The 15,925-nt window shown below is 46.0% G+C and carries 17 protein-coding genes and 1 tRNA gene; 12 read left to right on the forward strand and 6 right to left on the reverse strand.

What is annotated here, in order from left to right:
* Positions 1-27: 27 nt before the first annotated feature.
* Together HU824_RS12655 and HU824_RS12660 are read right to left on the reverse strand one after the other, a co-directional pair.
* Positions 28-1,491: a YfjI family protein gene (locus tag HU824_RS12655; RefSeq protein WP_176469024.1), complete on the reverse strand. Its 1,464-nt coding sequence runs from the start codon at positions 1,489-1,491 to the stop codon at positions 28-30.
* Complete coding sequence (locus tag HU824_RS12660; RefSeq protein ID WP_255260516.1) at positions 1,488-2,096, reverse strand: helix-turn-helix domain-containing protein; 609 nt, start codon at positions 2,094-2,096, stop codon at positions 1,488-1,490. The genes HU824_RS12655 and HU824_RS12660 overlap by 4 nt, the downstream gene beginning before the upstream one ends.
* A gap of 1,150 nt (positions 2,097-3,246) precedes the next feature.
* Between HU824_RS12660 and HU824_RS12665 the strand changes: the two genes are divergently transcribed.
* The 3 genes from HU824_RS12665 to HU824_RS12675 are packed head-to-tail and all read left to right on the forward strand — an operon-like array spanning position 3,247 to position 6,148.
* Positions 3,247-4,017, forward strand: a complete 771-nt coding sequence (locus HU824_RS12665) for a DUF1295 domain-containing protein (RefSeq protein ID WP_176469026.1) — start codon at positions 3,247-3,249, stop codon at positions 4,015-4,017.
* 31 nt (positions 4,018-4,048) lie between these two features.
* Complete coding sequence (locus HU824_RS12670; RefSeq protein WP_176469027.1) at positions 4,049-5,272, forward strand: NADH:flavin oxidoreductase; 1,224 nt, start codon at positions 4,049-4,051, stop codon at positions 5,270-5,272.
* Between the two features lie 36 nt (positions 5,273-5,308).
* A complete protein-coding gene (locus tag HU824_RS12675; protein WP_176469028.1) occupies positions 5,309-6,148 on the forward strand; it encodes an SDR family oxidoreductase in 840 nt (279 codons plus the stop codon).
* Between the two features lie 70 nt (positions 6,149-6,218).
* Here the strand turns inward: HU824_RS12675 and pfkA are convergent, their stop codons facing one another.
* The 3 genes from pfkA to cmk all read right to left on the reverse strand — a co-directional run bounded on the left by pfkA (position 6,219) and on the right by cmk (position 8,907).
* The gene (gene pfkA / locus HU824_RS12680) at positions 6,219-7,199 is read right to left on the reverse strand and encodes a 6-phosphofructokinase (RefSeq protein WP_136009815.1); all 981 of its coding nucleotides are present in this window, start codon (positions 7,197-7,199) and stop codon (positions 6,219-6,221) included.
* 138 nt (positions 7,200-7,337) lie between these two features.
* Entirely contained in the window at positions 7,338-8,204 is an 867-nt protein-coding gene (locus HU824_RS12685; RefSeq protein WP_176469029.1) for a 4-hydroxy-3-methylbut-2-enyl diphosphate reductase, read from the reverse strand.
* A 7-nt stretch (positions 8,205-8,211) separates the two neighbouring features.
* Positions 8,212-8,907 (reverse strand): (d)CMP kinase, encoded by a 696-nt coding sequence (cmk, locus tag HU824_RS12690; RefSeq protein WP_136009813.1) that lies wholly within the window; start codon positions 8,905-8,907, stop codon positions 8,212-8,214.
* Between the two features lie 271 nt (positions 8,908-9,178).
* Between cmk and HU824_RS12695 the strand changes: the two genes are divergently transcribed.
* The 9 genes from HU824_RS12695 to HU824_RS12735 all read left to right on the forward strand — a co-directional run bounded on the left by HU824_RS12695 (position 9,179) and on the right by HU824_RS12735 (position 15,136).
* Positions 9,179-9,865 carry an energy transducer TonB gene (locus HU824_RS12695; RefSeq protein WP_136009812.1) on the forward strand — a complete coding sequence of 229 codons (687 nt, stop codon included), beginning with the start codon at positions 9,179-9,181 and terminating at the stop codon, positions 9,863-9,865.
* An 81-nt stretch (positions 9,866-9,946) separates the two neighbouring features.
* Positions 9,947-10,921, forward strand: coding sequence for a polyprenyl synthetase family protein (locus HU824_RS12700; RefSeq protein WP_176469030.1), 975 nt, complete (start codon positions 9,947-9,949; stop codon positions 10,919-10,921).
* Between the two features lie 18 nt (positions 10,922-10,939).
* Positions 10,940-11,653 carry a hypothetical protein gene (locus tag HU824_RS12705; RefSeq protein ID WP_176469031.1) on the forward strand — a complete coding sequence of 238 codons (714 nt, stop codon included), beginning with the start codon at positions 10,940-10,942 and terminating at the stop codon, positions 11,651-11,653.
* Positions 11,650-12,429 (forward strand): TatD family hydrolase, encoded by a 780-nt coding sequence (locus HU824_RS12710; protein WP_176469032.1) that lies wholly within the window; start codon positions 11,650-11,652, stop codon positions 12,427-12,429. Before HU824_RS12705 ends, HU824_RS12710 begins: the two co-directional genes overlap by 4 nt.
* A gap of 162 nt (positions 12,430-12,591) precedes the next feature.
* A tRNA-Ser gene (locus HU824_RS12715) sits at positions 12,592-12,679 on the forward strand.
* A 77-nt stretch (positions 12,680-12,756) separates the two neighbouring features.
* Complete coding sequence (locus tag HU824_RS12720; RefSeq protein ID WP_176469033.1) at positions 12,757-13,551, forward strand: MotA/TolQ/ExbB proton channel family protein; 795 nt, start codon at positions 12,757-12,759, stop codon at positions 13,549-13,551.
* Positions 13,552-13,556: 5 nt separating this feature from the next.
* The gene (locus HU824_RS12725; protein ID WP_136009807.1) at positions 13,557-14,030 is read left to right on the forward strand and encodes a hypothetical protein; all 474 of its coding nucleotides are present in this window, start codon (positions 13,557-13,559) and stop codon (positions 14,028-14,030) included.
* Between the two features lie 51 nt (positions 14,031-14,081).
* Positions 14,082-14,672, forward strand: a complete 591-nt coding sequence (locus HU824_RS12730; RefSeq protein ID WP_136009806.1) for a biopolymer transporter ExbD — start codon at positions 14,082-14,084, stop codon at positions 14,670-14,672.
* Positions 14,672-15,136, forward strand: a complete 465-nt coding sequence (locus HU824_RS12735; RefSeq protein WP_136009805.1) for a biopolymer transporter ExbD — start codon at positions 14,672-14,674, stop codon at positions 15,134-15,136. The genes HU824_RS12730 and HU824_RS12735 overlap by 1 nt, the downstream gene beginning before the upstream one ends.
* 234 nt (positions 15,137-15,370) lie before the next feature.
* Here the strand turns inward: HU824_RS12735 and HU824_RS12740 are convergent, their stop codons facing one another.
* On the reverse strand, positions 15,371-15,904 hold the full coding sequence (locus HU824_RS12740; RefSeq protein ID WP_176469034.1) for a GNAT family N-acetyltransferase: 534 nt from the start codon (positions 15,902-15,904) through the stop codon (positions 15,371-15,373).
* Positions 15,905-15,925 lie beyond the last annotated feature (21 nt).

A 15,925-nucleotide genomic window follows, 5' to 3' on the forward strand; every position in this document is an offset into this window, starting at 1 on the left:
AGTGACAATAATGCCAAGGGGGAATGTTTATAATTTAGTGTAGTTTCCGTGGGCGGAATGGACGAACAGAACGCCTTTGCGGTCTTTGATGAACCGCTTGAAACTGCGCTCCGACATACCGCATTTTGCGGCGATCGCCACGCCCTCGGCTGTGGTGAACGTGCGGGGCAGTTCCGATAGTACGGCAAGCTGCAACTTCGTCAAAGCGTCTTCGCTTACGATGCCCTGCACCTTTGCGGCGGTCACGCGGAAATACTCTGTTAGGCGTATGGCGCGCTCCACGGTGTCGGCATCAATCAGCTTTTTCTCATCGCCACACGCCCGGTCTGCGAGTGCCAGCAAAAGAGAAAACCTGACTGCGTATATTTCGAGCTTGCTCGCAATGGAGGTAAGGGTGTCGCTTCCTTCGGCGTTGCATCGGTCGGTCACTTCGTTCTGCCATGAGAAAAGGCGGTCGAGGGCTTCCGGCGAGAAAGGCACATCCTCCGGGATTATCTCTCCGCAGGAATCGACGGCAGGGACAATGCCGATAAGTCTCGACAGGATTTCACTCCATGCTACGGCGATGTCGAATGACGGAGATTTCCTCTCGCGGTTCCATCTGACTTTCGACTGCACGGAGGGGAATACATAGAGTATCCGCTCCATGAAGCCGTTGGCGTTGCGGTTTCCGGCGGCAAGCTCGGTCAGCACCTTGGGCTGGATTGTGCCGATGACGCAGAGAAACGGATTGCGGATGAACACGCCGCTCTGACTGCTCTTTCGGTCGGACATGGCTGCCTTGTGGTTGAACACCGACATCCAGAATTCGGACTCCGAGCCGTTGTTGTAGCGGTTAAAGTTCTTGAACCAACCGGCAAGCTCATCGGAAACGAGCACGAGGCTACGGCGGTTTTCCGACAGGATGCGATGCACGGCCTTCGGGGTCACATCCTGCATGGTGAAGCGGACTCGCTTCGGCTCGACAGGATTTGTGTCGTAGCCTTTGGCTGCTCTATCTTTCGGAGGGAGTTCCATCGCCACCTCGTAACGTTTCATCGCCTCGCCGAATATCGCCGCCTGTTCAGCATCGAAGTCGATGAGCGGTTGCACGGCGAAACTCAGCGGGTGACTCTTGTTGGTGCCGGGGCTTCCGACAAGAGCTGTGAAAAGAATGGCATATTCTTTCCAGCCGGGCATTATCTCGGCGGTGTGGGTGTTGCCGATAACTGCGGCCATAGCCGTCAGCATTGCCCCTGCGAGATAGTCTTTCGGGAATCCGAGGCAGATATTTGCCTCGTTTATGATTTCCTGCAATCTCGGAGGCAGGACATCAACGGGCAATACGCTGATATTCTGCGTTGAGGATTGCTGTGCAATCACGCTGTCAGACCCTGTCGGCACCTCCGGCTCCGCTTGCCCTGCCGACTGATTGGTCAATTGGTCAGGCTGGCGGTCAATAAACGGCTCGTCCTCTTTGGTAGAATTGTCAAGTGATCGAGGCTTGCTCATTGTTTCGTGGCTTTGGCATTAATAATTGCGTTGACGTCTCGCTGGCTGTAACGGGTACTGCCGTTCACCTTGAATGAGCGCAGTTTGCCGGCACGTGCCATGTTGAATACGGTGGTCTCGCACACTCCGAGCTGCTCGGCGACTTCCTTCCTTGTGAGGGGCCGCTCCTTTTCGGCATCCATATACAACGGGAGGATGCGCTCACGTGTGGCTTCGATTGTGTCCACAACAAGCTGATGGAGGTCAGAAAGATGGACGGTGAGGAGAATATTGGGAGAGTCAGGGTCGGACATCGACGCCTGAAGAAGGTCAAAAAGGTTCAGTTTCATCTGGGGGGAATGAATTTGAAAGATTGTATCGCCTGACTGTCTGGCATCATCACACCTCCGGCGACGGATAAAGAGGCACGATGACGGTCCCGAAAAGGACATAGGAGTGGCCGTCGGCTTCTTTCTCGCTGGAGCCGACAGTCGTTGCTGCCGAACAGTCATGTCCGGCATGGGCGCAGTTGTCCCTGTCCGCTGACGCCTATGATATAGGCCGACAGCAGGGGCTATCCGCCCGACAGTGGGATATGCGCCGTGTGTGCTGCCCGCTATGGGCATAGCGCACACTTTCTTCGTTGGTTTTCGGTAGTTTATACCCGTTTCCCTATGCTATCCTTTCTAATTTCTGCATCAGATACTTTGAGTCCGGCTGTAATCAGTCCTTGAACCATCGCCGCCACTAAATCCAAAAAATCCGGCGTGTCTCGGTTGATAACAGTCATCCTACTGTGCATGCGACGCGCACAGAGAACAGGTATGTCATGTGTCTCAGTTGCCGCTTACTGAGGAATTTAAGCCCGTTGAGCATCGCTTCCTTAGGGCGATAGTTGAGGGCTGGCGGTTCCGGCCGCCACCTACGGCTACATTTTCATAGTGTTCCCGGATGCCTTTCATCCGGCCTGAGATGTAAGTTGTTCATGCAACTCTTTCGGGCGCAGCATCGTCAAAGAGCATCGTTCCAAGCCCGGTAAATAATGTTGAACGTGCTTTGACTGAGGTGCGTTGCCTCCAATCGTTACATAAAGATACAAAAATTTCTTCGTATCTCCAAATTCGCATAATCCGCATGTGTGGATTTCCTATCTCGTCGCTTCATTGGTGTATGTATAACTGGTGTGTTATCGGGGTGCAACGAGAATGGTATGCCAATAACGGCGGTCGGAATTACGGCGTAATGTCGGGTCATATCCCGCACGCCCGATGCCTTCGCATCTTTTCCGGCTGCAAAGTTAGGTACACTTTTAGGGCTATGCAATAGTATTTCGACCCCGAATCCGAGGTCAAATGTTAAAAATGCCCTTTGTGAGCTTAATGTGGCTTTAGGTTAAACACAACCGTCACGGCAGAGCCTCCGCTCAGCTATGGTCGTGAGAAATGTCACCACAACATCTACAACTGACTTCCGCCTCTCTTTGTTCACTGTTCCGTAAATGATATGGCGTTAAAAATTGTGAAATCAATTTTTGTCGTTGAATAGGGGTGAACGACGAGGAATTTTGAGGGGAATTTTCAGATTCTGTTGTGCAAATGTTGTGCAAATTAAGCAAAATAAAATTGCAGCTAACTGATAATCAGCTAACTGCAATTTCACTTTGTTGCCTTGGAAGGAAAAAACGTCGGTTTTTGCATGAAAAAACAATTTTATCCGGAGAAAACGATTTGTTTGTTATGAGTTTTCTTTATCTTTGCTTCATATAAATAAAGAACTATGAATCAGGAAACTTTTCAGATATTTCTGTGGGTAATGAGTGCTGTGGCATCGGTTGTTTTTATTGCACTCTATTTTGTCGAAGCGGGCTATGGCATGTTTCGTACCGCTTCGTGGGGAATCTCCATCAATAATAAACTGGCGTGGGCGCTTATGGAAGCGCCGGTATTCGTCGTCATGTTTGGACTGTGGGGAAAGAGTGGAGCAGGATTTGCCATGCCGGCATATTTCTTCTTCCTGCTGTTTCAGTTGCACTATCTTCAGCGGGCCTTTATTTTCCCGTTCTTGATGAAAGGTAAAAGCCGGATGCCGGTAGCGATTATGGCGATGGGAATCATCTTCAACCTTTTGAACGGGATGATGCAGGCGGGCGGTTTGTTCTATTTCGCTCCCGAAGGCTTGTATGCCGACGGCTGGGCCTATTTGCTGAAACCTCATGCCTTGTTGGGAATCGTTCTGTTTTTTGCAGGTATGGTTATTAATTTGCATTCTGACTATGTGATACGTCATCTGCGTAAGCCGGGTGATACGAAGCACTATCTTCCCGAAAAAGGACTCTACCGATATGTCACTTCTGCCAATTACTTCGGTGAACTGGTAGAATGGACGGGGTTTGCCATACTCACAGCCTCTTCCGCTGCCTGGGTGTTCGTCTGGTGGACGTTTGCCAACCTTGTTCCCCGTGCCGATGCCATTCACCGCCGTTATCGGGAAGAGTTTGGTGACGAGGCGGTAGGAAAACGCAAACGCATCATCCCTTTCCTCTATTAAATGAACAATTTATAACTCATAACTCATAACGATGGAATCCAAGTTATTCACCCCCGTCACTTTCGGACCGCTAACCTTGCGCAACCGTACTATCCGTTCGGCTGCTTTCGAGAGTATGTGTCCCGGAAACGCTCCGTCGGACATGTTGCTCGACTATCATCGGTCGGTAGCGGCGGGAGGTATAGGTATGACTACTGTGGCCTATGCGGCAGTTACCCGGAGCGGCTTGTCTTTTGACCGCCAGTTGTGGATGCGTCCTGAGATTATCCCCGGACTCCGTAGGCTGACTGATGCCATACATGCGGAGGGAGCTGCGGCAGGCATCCAGTTGGGACACTGTGGCAACATGTCCCATAAAAGCATTTGCGGTTGTATGCCCGTCGGCGCATCTTCCGGTTTCAATCTTTATTCTCCTACTTTTGTGCGCGGACTTCGTGCCGATGAGCTGCCGGAGATGGCGCGTGCTTATGGACGTTCGGTGAATCTGGCACGGGAGGCCGGATTTGATTCTGTAGAGATTCATGCAGGGCATGGCTATCTCATCAGCCAGTTCTTGTCCCCGTCCACCAACCATCGGAAAGACGAGTTCGGAGGCTCGTTGCAGAACCGTATGCGGTTTATGGACATGGTGATGGAAGAAGTGATGAAGGCTGCCGGCAGTGATATGGCTGTGCTGGTGAAGATGAACATGCGCGACGGTTTCCGTGGAGGGATGGAGCTGGACGAGACGATGCAGGTGGCCCGAAGGCTGGAGCAGTCGGGAGCGCATGCGCTGGTCTTGAGCGGTGGGTTCGTCAGTAGGGCGCCGATGTATGTCATGCGGGGCGAAATGCCTATCCGCAGCATGACGCATTACATGACCTGCTGGTGGTTGAAATACGGTGTACGCATGGTAGGAAAATGGATGATACCGAGCGTACCGTTTAAGGAAGCCTATTTTCTGGAGGATGCCTTGAAATTCCGTGCCGCCTTGAAGATGCCGTTGGTTTATGTGGGCGGCCTGGTTTCCAGAGGCAAGATAGATGAGGTGCTGGATGATGGCTTCGAGGCTGTACAAATGGCGCGTGCTCTGCTCAATGAGCCGGGCTTCGTCAACCGCATGCGTGCCGAAGAGAATGCACGTTGCAACTGCCGGCATAGTAATTATTGCATTGCCCGGATGTATTCCGTCGAGATGGCATGTCATCAGCATTTGAAGGAGGAGCTTCCGCCCTGCCTGAAAAGGGAGATAGAGAGAATCGAAGCCAAAGGCTGATTTTCAGTTATTAATTTTCAATTTTTAATTATTAGAATGAATTTAGCTGTTATAACCGGAGCAGACGGTGGCATGGGCATGGAAATCACCCGAGCAGTGGCAACTGCCGGCTATCAGGTCATCATGGCATGCCGTGCCCCCCAGACTGCCGAACCCAAGCGGCAACTGCTGATGCGTGAAACCGGTAATCCGCGTATTGAGACTGCTTCCGTTGATTTGGCATCTCTGGCTTCAGTGGCTGCATTTGCAGAGCATCTGTTGAAGCGGGGGGAGCCGTTGGCGTTGCTGATGAATAATGCCGGAACCATGGAAACGGAACGCCGCATTACCGAAGATGGACTGGAACGGACGGTGAGTGTCAATTATGTAGGGCCTTATCTGCTTACCCGCAAGCTGCTGCCATTGATGGGCGAGGGGAGCCGTATTGTTAATATGGTATCTTGTACGTATGCCATCGGTCGTCTTGACTTTCCGGATTTTTTCCTCCGGGGGAGAAAGGGTGACTTTTGGCGCATTCCTATATATAGCAACACGAAGCTGGCATTGACTTTGTTCACCATCGACTTGGCCAGTCGCGTCAAGCACAAAGGTATTGTTGTGAATGCGGCTGACCCGGGGATTGTGTCTACCAATATCATCACCATGCATATGTGGTTTGATTCGCTGACGGATATACTTTTCAGACCTTTTATCCGTACTCCCCGCAAGGGAGCTGCAACGGCTGTCGGCTTATTGCTGGACGAGGATGCCGGTAGGCGTACGGGTACATTGAATGCCAGTTGCCGTCCCAAGTCTCTTTCGGAGAAGTACACCCGGCATGTGCAGATGGAAGAACTGTGGAAGAGAACGGAAAATATAGTGAAGAAATGGTTGTAAAAAACAGAGAAGGCGCATATGTCGGAATATGGCGCCTTCTCTATTTATGGAGTAGCCGAACTGGCTGTCATCAGATAGACAGTTCTCTCAATACGTTTACAAGGTCTTTTTTTATGGGTTTGTCGTTTTTGATGGCTTTCGTGAAAGGAACGTATACCACTTCATCGTGATCAATGCCTATCATGACATTACGCTGACCTTCCATGATGGCGTCGATGGCAGCAGCACCCAGACGGCTGGCAAGGATACGGTCGTGTGCCGTAGGGCTACCACCGCGTTGCAGGTGACCGAGGATGGTTACGCGTACGTCATATTGGGGGTATTCGTTCTTTACGCGCTCTGCATAGTGCATTGCACCGCCGGTCAGTTCACTCTCGGCTACCAGTACGATACTGCTGTTCTTGGATTTCCGGAAACCGTTCTTGATGAATTCTTCCAGTTGGTCTACTTCCGTGCTGAATTCCGGGATGATGGCTGCTTCCGCTCCGGAGGCGATGGCGCCGTTCAGAGCAAGGAAGCCGGCATCGCGTCCCATGACTTCTACGAAAAACAAGCGCTCATGGGAAGTGGCTGTATCACGGATTTTGTCCACGGCATCCAGTATAGTGTTCAGCGCGGTGTCGTAGCCGATAGTGGTATCTGTTCCATAAAGGTCGTTGTCAATGGTGCCCGGCAACCCGATACAAGGCACGTCAAACTCTTGTGCAAAAACACGTGCACCTGTCAACGAACCGTCTCCTCCGATGACTACCAATGCGTCAATGCCTTCTTTCTTCATATTGTCGTAGGCAATCTGACGACCTTCAGGAGTCGTGAACTCTTTGCAGCGAGCTGTCTTCAGGATAGTACCGCCCAATTGGATGATGTTACTGACATTTTGGCTTTTGAATTCTTTGATTTCACCGGTTACCAGACCTTTGTAACCTCTATATATACCTTTAACTGAAAGTCCGTTGTAAATAGCCGAACGCGTCACGGCACGTATGGCTGCGTTCATTCCCGGAGCATCACCTCCTGATGTCAAGATACCAATGCACTTAACTGTTCCCATAACAATCTTTTTGTTTAGTATTAATAATCATGATGAAAAATAGATTTGAACTATTTTTCTTTTTGCAAAGATACGAAAAAGCTGAGGCTGTGACTAATAAATTACGTTAATTTGCTGTTCCAAAAGGATGATAAACTGTTATTTAAGTTTTGACTTTATGGCTTTTGAAATTTCTTCCATCAGCCATTTGGGGGTGGAAGTGGCTCCGCAGACACCTATAGAGCTTGCATTTGCCAGCAAAGAGCTGTCTATCTCTTCGGCGCTGTCTATCAAGTGTGAGTTGGCGTTGACTTTTTTGCACTCGCTGAACAACATCTTGCCGTTGGAACTTTTTTTACCGCTGACAAAGAATATTAAATCATGGGAAGCGGCAAATTTTCGGATATTGGGAATCCGGTTTGCTACTTGTCGGCAGATAGTGTCGTATGATTCAAAAGTAACTTCCGGAGAGATATGCCTTTCTATGTATTTCACAATGTTTTGAAACCCGTCCAGAGACTTTGTGGTCTGGGAATAAAGACGAATGTCTTTGCTGAAATCCAGTTTCCTTGCCTCTTCCTGCTTTTCGACGACGATGGCTTTTCCCGTAGTTTGCCCTACCAGTCCCAGTACTTCGGCGTGTCCGTTTTTGCCATAGATGACAATTTGTTTGTCTCGGCTGTCTTCTCGAACATACTCTTGCTTTATCTTCTTTTGCAAGCGGAGTACGACCGGACAGGTTGCGTCAATGATTTCTATATTGTTACGACGGGCAATGTCGTAGGTTTCCGGGGGCTCTCCATGGGCACGTAGCAATACCTTGGCGTTATGGAGTTGGTTGAATTCCTCATGGTTGATGGTAATCAGCCCCATTGCCTTCAGGCGTTCCACTTCACGGCTGTTGTGCACGATGTCTCCCAGACAATAGAGGGTTCCTCCTTTCGCCAGTTCCTCTTCTGCCTTGTTTATTGCGGTGACAACTCCGAAACAAAAGCCGGATTCTTCGTCTATTTCTACTTTTGCCATGTCCGGTTCAGTTCTTTTCCTTTATAACCCGTTCGAATTGTTCGGCCAGCCATTCTTTTTGTTGGGAAATGGTTAGGTCGCTGTTGTCCAGCAATAAAGCGTCAGAAGCCTTACGTAGCGGACTTACTTCCCGGTTTTGGTCAATATAGTCCCGTTGTTTCACATTTTCCAGAATTTCGTCAAAGCTGGCTTCTTCTCCTTTGGCCTTCAGTTCGTCATAGCGGCGTTGTGCCCGTATCTCGGGGGTGGCGGTTACAAAAATTTTCAGCTCGGCATCCGGGAAAACGGTAGTGCCGATGTCTCGCCCGTCCATAACGATACCCTTGGCCTTGCCCATCTCTTGTTGCTGTGTCACCATGGCTTCGCGTACGAAATCCAATGTCGCGATGGGACTGACACATGAAGACACTTCCATGGTACGGATTTTGTTTTCTACATTTACGCCGTTCAGGTAGGTGTCCGGGCGTCCGGTTTCGGGATTCAGGCGGAAAGAAATATGTATATCCTTTATTAGATTTTTCAGTTTTTCGGTATCTATGCGGTCATTCTGGAAAATGCCATTCTCTATACTATATAATGTTACTGCCCGATACATGGCACCGCTGTCTATGTATATGTAGCCGATTTCGCGGGCGAGGTCTTTGGCCATAGTGCTTTTTCCGCAAGAGGAAAAGCCGTCGATTGCTATTGTTATCTTTTTCATGACTTTTATACTATAGTTTTATATAGGTATGACACTTGAAAAACAGAAAATTTCAATATTTCATCTAAAATTCTTGCCAAAGATACGGTATTTTTAAAATATCTCGTTACATTTGTGGCACAAAAGCGCATGAAGGCTTTTGAAGGATTAAAAAAAATGAAAATGAAGCGTCTGTTGTGTAAAAAAAAGCCGCAGAGCATGTACATTATTGGGAAAAGTACTATATTTGCCCCAAACCCAAATGAGAAACACTAAAATTATATTATAAATTATGGAAATTAAGAAATCACCTAAGGCAGACTTGGAGAGTAAGAAGTCGACTTGGCTGCTTGTCGGTTATGTAATCGTGCTCGCTTTCATGTTTGTTGCGTTCGAGTGGACAAAGCGTGACATCAAGATTGACACGAGTCAGGCTATTGCCGACTTAGTATTTGAAGAGGAAATCATTCCTATTACCGAACAGCCGGAGCAGGTCACTCCTCCGCCTCCCGAAGCTCCTGCAATTGCAGAAACGTTGACTATCGTTGAGGACGATGCCGACGTGGAAGAAACCGCCATCGTATCTTCTGAAGAATTGAATCAGGCTGTGGAAATCAAATATGTTCCCGTAGCAGTGGAAGAAGAAGAGCCGGAAGAACAGACTATTTTCGAGGTGGTAGAACAGATGCCTGAATTCCCGAATGGTGGTCTGGCTGGTTTGATGCAGTATCTGAGCAAGAATATTAAATATCCTACTATTGCACAGGAAAACGGAACTCAAGGCCGTGTAACTGTACAGTTCGTGGTTAATAAGGACGGTAGTATCGTAGATGCTAAAGTTCTGAGAGGTGTTGACCCGTATTTGGACAAAGAAGCTGTCCGCGTGATTATGGGTATGCCGAAGTGGAAACCCGGTATGCAGCGTGGTAAACCCGTTCGCGTTAAGTATACCGTGCCTGTAATGTTTAGATTGCAGTAATAAAATATCTATAAGTGGAGAGAGGCTGCCGGAATGCAGCCTCTTTTCATTATCCGCTATTTCTTAAATTCTGAAAATGCCATGTTTACAGCCTCCGAGCTTTTAGAAAGAATAAATTCTCATATTGCAGAATTGCAGTTTGTCCGTACTCCTCAAGGTTTATATGCTCCCGTGACCTATGTGTTGTCCATGGGTGGCAAAAGAATCCGTCCGGTTTTGATGTTGATGGCCTACAATTTGTATCGGGAGGATATTACTCGTGTTTTAAATCCTGCAACGGGGATTGAAGTGTATCATAATTATACTCTTTTGCATGACGACTTGATGGATCGTGCAGACCGTCGCCGTGGTAAGGAGACAGTGCATAAGGTTTGGAATGACAATGCTGCCATCCTTTCGGGGGATGCAATGCTTGTATTGGCTTATCAGTTTATGGCTCAATGTCCGGTTGAACACTTGAAAGAGGTGATGGATATCTTTAGCCTGACTGCACTGGAAATCTGTGAAGGACAGCAGCTGGATATGGAGTTTGAACATCGGAATGATGTGAAGACAGAGGAATATTTGGAAATGATTCGTCTGAAAACTTCGGTATTGTTGGCTGCAAGTCTGAAGATTGGAGCTCTTTTGGGAGGGGCTTCTTCTGAAGATGCGGAGCGGTTGTATGATTTCGGTATGAATTTGGGTGTCGCTTTTCAGTTGAAAGATGATTTCTTGGATGTTTATGGCGATGCTGCCGTCTTTGGAAAGAATATAGGAGGTGATATTTTGTGCGATAAAAAGACCTATATGCTGATAAAGGCTTTTGAACATGCAGATGCGGGGCAGTTGGATTGCTTGAATGCTTGGGTGGGTGCTGTTTCATTCAATCCGGAGGAGAAGATTGCTGCGGTAACGGAACTGTATGACCGGATTGGTGTCAAGGAACTATGTGAAAAGAAAATGGAAGAGTACAGTGAACGCGCAATGGAAAGTCTGTTGGCTGTGAAGGTGGCGGATGAAAAGAAGGAAGAATTGAAGAACCTGATGGCTAACCTGATGCATCGGGAAGTATAACTTTTAATTCGGGAGAAAATGCCTTATAGAAGATTGCCTAATACGGATCAAGCAAGAATACGGGCACTGAAAGCAGTGGTTGTCAAGGGCGATATATGTAATGTGTATGATTTGGCCGTATCTTTGAAGGCGTTGACTGATGCACGGAATTTTCTTCCAAAGTTTGAAGCTGCGCAAGCTTATTATACCGAATGCTTTGAACGGCAGGCGCGAGCGGGACGTAAGCATCAAGCTAATGTGAAGACTGCCCGTCTGTATATCTCTCATTTTATCCAGGTGTTGAATTTAGCTGTCATCCGTTCTGAAGTGCGCATTGCCCATAAGGAATATTACGGTTTGGATGTAGGCAACAATAATGTGCCCGATTTAGCGACAGAGTCTGCTTTGGCAGAGTGGGGGCGTAAAGTCGTGGATGGGGAGAACAAGCGTATATCCCAGGGGGGTATTCCCATTTATAACCCTACGATTGCGAAAGTGAGGGTGCATTATGATATTTTTATGGATAGTTATGAGAAGCAGAAGAATCTTCAATCTTTAACAGCCCGTAGTTTGGAGGCCTTGGCTTCAATGCGTGCAGAGGCCGATGGATTGATTCTTGATATATGGAACCAAATTGAAAAGAGATTCGAGGAAGTCACTCCCAATGAGAAGCGTTTGGATTTATGCCGTGATTATGGAATAATCTATTATTACCGTACCGGTGAAAAACGTAAAGATTCAGTTGAAGAATGAGATTGATTGATTCACATTCCCACCTTTTTTTAGAAGAGTTTGCAGAGGATTTGCCACAAGTAATGAACCGTGCCCGTGAAGCAGGAGTCACACATGTCTTCATGCCCAATATCGACAGTACCACCATCGAGCCTATGCTTCGGGTGTGTCGTGAATATAAAGGATATTGTTATCCAATGATTGGACTACATCCTACATCTGTGGATGCAAGTTATGAAAAGGAGTTGGAAACAGTAGCCCGGGAACTGGCCTCGCCAAACGAATTTGTTGCGGTTGGCGAGATTGGAATGGACTTGTATTGGGATAAGACTTTCCTGAAAGAGCAGCAAAGGGCGTTGGACAGGCAGATTGAGTGGGCTTTGGAATACGATTTACCGGTAGTGCTCCATTGCCGGGAAGCGTTCGACCATATATATAATGTGTTGAGTCCCTATCGGCAGACTCCTTTGAAAGGTATCTTACATAGTTTTACGGGGACGTCAGAGGAGGCTCTCAGGATAATGGAATTTGCAGATTTTATGATAGGAATAAACGGTGTGGTCACTTTCAAGAAATCAACTTTACCCGAAGTCTTAAAGAATATTCCTTTGGAACGTATCGTGCTGGAAACCGATTCTCCTTATCTGACTCCGGTTCCTAATCGGGGTAAAAGGAATGAGAGTGCATATGTTAAGGATACTTTGATAAAAGTAGCCGGAATTTATGGGAAGTCTCCTGAAAAGGTGGCTCAGATAACTTCTGATAACGCTTTAAAAGTGTTCGGAATGCTCAAATAAGCTCTTTGAGATTTTAAAGTTTATTAATTTTGAGATTTTATTTAATATAAAATGGGTCGAATGAAGCAGAACAACAAAAAAAAGAATACATTTGTAGCTGAAAACGCTTGTGGTTCGCATTTTTTTTGTAATTTGCACCCGATTTCGGAAAAGGCGTTTATTGGAGAGATGCTCGAGTGGTTGAAGAGGCACGCCTGGAAAGCGTGTATACCCCTAAAGGGTATCCGGGGTTCGAATCCCCGTCTCTCCGCAGTGGAATAAAATGAAGATAAAACAATAAATTATAATAAATAAATTAATTAATTAATCTTAAAAATTAGACACACAATGAAAAAGTTATTTGCAATTGTTGCTGTGATGGGAGCCTTGACATTTGGCTCAACTCAACTTGCTCAGGCTCAAGATGCTCCTGCGGCTGAACAAACAGAACAAGTGGCTTCTGCAGCCGATGCTGCTTCTCCTGCTGTAGCAGAAGTTGAAGGTGGTATTCACAAGGAATTGAAAACAAAGTTTATTGAAGGTACCGCATCTTTCATGAGTTTGGTAGCTATCGCTTTGGTTATCGGTCTTGCTTTCTGTATTGAACGTATCATCTATTTGAGTTTAGCTGAAATTAATACAAAGAAATTTATGGCTGCTATCGAAGCTGCTTTGGAAAAAGGTGACGTTGAAGCTGCTAAAGACATCGCACGTAACACAAGGGGTCCTATCGCTTCTATCTACTATCAAGGCTTGATGAGAATTGATCAAGGCATCGATGTGGTAGAAAAGTCTGTAGTATCTTATGGTGGCGTACAAGCTGGGTACTTGGAAAAAGGTTGCTCTTGGATTACATTGTTTATCGCTATGTCTCCGTCTTTGGGATTTATGGGTACTGTAATCGGTATGGTGCAGGCATTTGATAAGATTCAACAAGTAGGTGATATCTCTCCGACGGTTGTTGCTGGTGGTATGAAGGTTGCCTTGATTACTACTATCTTCGGTTTGATTGCTGCTTTGGTTCTGCAGGTATTCTACAACTATATCCTTTCTAAGATTGAAGCTTTGACAAGCGAAATGGAAGATTCTTCTATCACCCTGTTGGATATGGTTATCAAATATGATTTGAAATACAAAAAATAATTAAGATGGCTAAGTTATCATATAAAATTTCATACTACATACTGTATGCCATGTTTGCTGTCATTTTGGTGGTAATTGGCTTGTTCTTCTTCGGTGGAGACGCTCAAGGCGATGCAGTAGTAATGGGGGTAGACCCGGAAATGTGGCAACCGGCTTATACGGACGCATTGTTGTACTTGACTTATGCGCTCTTTGCTATTGTTTCAGTAGCAGCTGTTGTTAGCTTCTTCCATTTCTTGGTTAGTAACCCGAAAGCTTCTATGGGTTCTCTCTATGTGTTGGCTGGTTCACTCATTGTTCTCGGCATTACATGGTGTATGGGTAGCCCCGAAAAGTTGGAAATCATTAGCTATGGTGGTACAGATAACGTAGGTTTTTGGGCCCAGGCTACTGATATGTTCTTGTATTCTCTTTATACACTCTTTGTATTGGCTATCATTTGCATGCTATTGGGTGGTATTAAAAAGAAATTGTCATAATAGTTAACATAAGAGGATTCTTTTGGGAATCTTTGATAAAAGAAAAGAATAATGGCAAAAAAGAAAAGAGAAGTTCCCGAAGTCAACTCCAGTTCTACGGCGGACATTGCATTCTTGCTGCTCATCTTCTTCTTGATTACAACTTCTATGGACACAGACCGTGGTTTGGCAAGACGTTTGCCGCCTCCGCCGGAAAAAGACCAACAGGTAGATGATCAGAAGAAAAAAGAACGCAATGTATTGCAGGTCTTCTTGAATATGAACGACCAGTTGATGTGTGGTAACGATTATATTAATGTAGAGCAATTGCGTGCAAAAGCAAAAGAATTCATTGCCAATCCGTATAACGATGAAGCCAAACCCGAGAAGATGGCTAAGAATGTACAGTTCTTTGGTACGGTTCAGGTAACGGAAAATCATGTGGTTTCTTTGCGTTGTGACCGCACCTCTTCATACAAGGCATATATGGCCGTTCAGAATGAGTTAGTGGCAGCATATAATGAGTTGCGTGATGAGTTGGCCCAGGAAAAGTGGCAGAAGAATTATGCAGACTTGGATGTAGAACAGCAGGATGCAATTCGTGAAATTTATCCTCAGAGAATTTCTGAGGCTGAACCTAAAAAGTACGGAGAAAAGAAGTAATGGGAAAATTTAATAAGACTGGTAAACGTGGCATGCCTGCGTTGAACACTTCTTCTCTGCCTGACCTTATCTTCACCTTGTTGTTCTTCTTTATGATTGTAACAACGATGCGTGAGGTAACATTGAAGGTTGAGTTTAAGGTTCCGCAAGCCACTGAATTGGAAAAACTTGAAAAGAAGTCTTTGGTTACGTTTATCTATGTAGGAAAACCTACTGCTGAGTTTCGTAAGAAATTAGGTAACGAAAGCCGTATTCAGTTGAACGACAGCTATGCTGAAGTGGCTGATATTCAGGATTACGTTATTGGTGAACGTGCTAGTATGAAGGAAGAAGATCAACCGCAGATGACTGTGTCGTTGAAGGTTGACCAAGATACAAAAATGGGTATCGTGACAGATATCAAAGAGGCACTTCGTCAAGCTTATGCGTTGAAAATTAACTACTCTGCGCAACCGCGTCAGTAAGAAGTTGATTAAATGAATATGATAAAGGTCGTTTCGATGAATGAAACGACCTTTATTGTTTTCAGTATATAAGTCTTTAAAATTATAACAGTTTAGAGAAACTTGAAGTTTAAGAGTGAAACTTTATACGAAAGCTTTTCTGATTGTTGTTGCAGGGTATGATAGCAAAAATTGAATAAGCCTGCATATAAGATTACAAATCTGCAAGCAGCGTTTTGGACAGTAGTTGAATTGTTATTTCACATTATATACTTCTCGATAAATACATTCTTTCACAGAATCAAAATCCTTTTCGCATTCCAGGTTTCCATAAGCCATGAGGAGCATGGGAAGATAGTTGTCTCCTGCTTTATATGGTGGCTGTTGGTAGGGCTTTTCCCATAAAGAGAATCCTTGCCGTTGATAGAAGTTGATGCGGCGTTGTGCCATCTCTTCCTCAGGTATTTCCACTTCTAGGATAATGGGGTGTTTTAAAAGTTGACACAAATAGTTTAGTACGCTTTTTCCGTGCCCACCGTTACGTAGTGTAGGAGCAATAGCAAAATGCTCTATATAATGGAAATGTCCGAAATCCCAATAAGTAATGAGACCTACCGGCATGTTGTTATGAAAGATAATATTGTTATAGAAGTGCGTTTTGGTATCCGTATACTTGCGCAGTTCTTCCAGTTCCCGATATTCTTTCGAGGGGAACGATTGAATCATTAATTCCTCCATGTAGCTGTATAGGTCTGTGTCAGCTGTAGTAATGCGTTGAAGCTTAATCATGATTTTTTTAAGTTTAGTTTG

This window comes from Bacteroides sp. L10-4 (assembly GCF_013373675.1).
GTDB lineage: Bacteria > Bacteroidota > Bacteroidia > Bacteroidales > Bacteroidaceae > Bacteroides > Bacteroides muris.

What these genes read in the sequence shown, in the direction of transcription:
- HU824_RS12655 (WP_176469024.1), bottom strand. Translation starts at nt 1,491, where the DNA reads ATGAGCAAGCCTCGATCACTTGACAATTCTACCAAAGAGGACGAGCCG.
- HU824_RS12660 (WP_255260516.1), bottom strand. Translation starts at nt 2,096, where the DNA reads ATGCCCATAGCGGGCAGCACACACGGCGCATATCCCACTGTCGGGCGG.
- HU824_RS12665 (WP_176469026.1), top strand. Translation starts at nt 3,247, where the DNA reads ATGAATCAGGAAACTTTTCAGATATTTCTGTGGGTAATGAGTGCTGTG.
- HU824_RS12670 (WP_176469027.1), top strand. Translation starts at nt 4,049, where the DNA reads ATGGAATCCAAGTTATTCACCCCCGTCACTTTCGGACCGCTAACCTTG.
- HU824_RS12675 (WP_176469028.1), top strand. Translation starts at nt 5,309, where the DNA reads ATGAATTTAGCTGTTATAACCGGAGCAGACGGTGGCATGGGCATGGAA.
- pfkA (WP_136009815.1), bottom strand. Translation starts at nt 7,199, where the DNA reads ATGGGAACAGTTAAGTGCATTGGTATCTTGACATCAGGAGGTGATGCT.
- HU824_RS12685 (WP_176469029.1), bottom strand. Translation starts at nt 8,204, where the DNA reads ATGGCAAAAGTAGAAATAGACGAAGAATCCGGCTTTTGTTTCGGAGTT.
- cmk (WP_136009813.1), bottom strand. Translation starts at nt 8,907, where the DNA reads ATGAAAAAGATAACAATAGCAATCGACGGCTTTTCCTCTTGCGGAAAA.
- HU824_RS12695 (WP_136009812.1), top strand. Translation starts at nt 9,179, where the DNA reads ATGGAAATTAAGAAATCACCTAAGGCAGACTTGGAGAGTAAGAAGTCG.
- HU824_RS12700 (WP_176469030.1), top strand. Translation starts at nt 9,947, where the DNA reads ATGTTTACAGCCTCCGAGCTTTTAGAAAGAATAAATTCTCATATTGCA.
- HU824_RS12705 (WP_176469031.1), top strand. Translation starts at nt 10,940, where the DNA reads ATGCCTTATAGAAGATTGCCTAATACGGATCAAGCAAGAATACGGGCA.
- HU824_RS12710 (WP_176469032.1), top strand. Translation starts at nt 11,650, where the DNA reads ATGAGATTGATTGATTCACATTCCCACCTTTTTTTAGAAGAGTTTGCA.
- HU824_RS12720 (WP_176469033.1), top strand. Translation starts at nt 12,757, where the DNA reads ATGAAAAAGTTATTTGCAATTGTTGCTGTGATGGGAGCCTTGACATTT.
- HU824_RS12725 (WP_136009807.1), top strand. Translation starts at nt 13,557, where the DNA reads ATGGCTAAGTTATCATATAAAATTTCATACTACATACTGTATGCCATG.
- HU824_RS12730 (WP_136009806.1), top strand. Translation starts at nt 14,082, where the DNA reads ATGGCAAAAAAGAAAAGAGAAGTTCCCGAAGTCAACTCCAGTTCTACG.
- HU824_RS12735 (WP_136009805.1), top strand. Translation starts at nt 14,672, where the DNA reads ATGGGAAAATTTAATAAGACTGGTAAACGTGGCATGCCTGCGTTGAAC.
- HU824_RS12740 (WP_176469034.1), bottom strand. Translation starts at nt 15,904, where the DNA reads ATGATTAAGCTTCAACGCATTACTACAGCTGACACAGACCTATACAGC.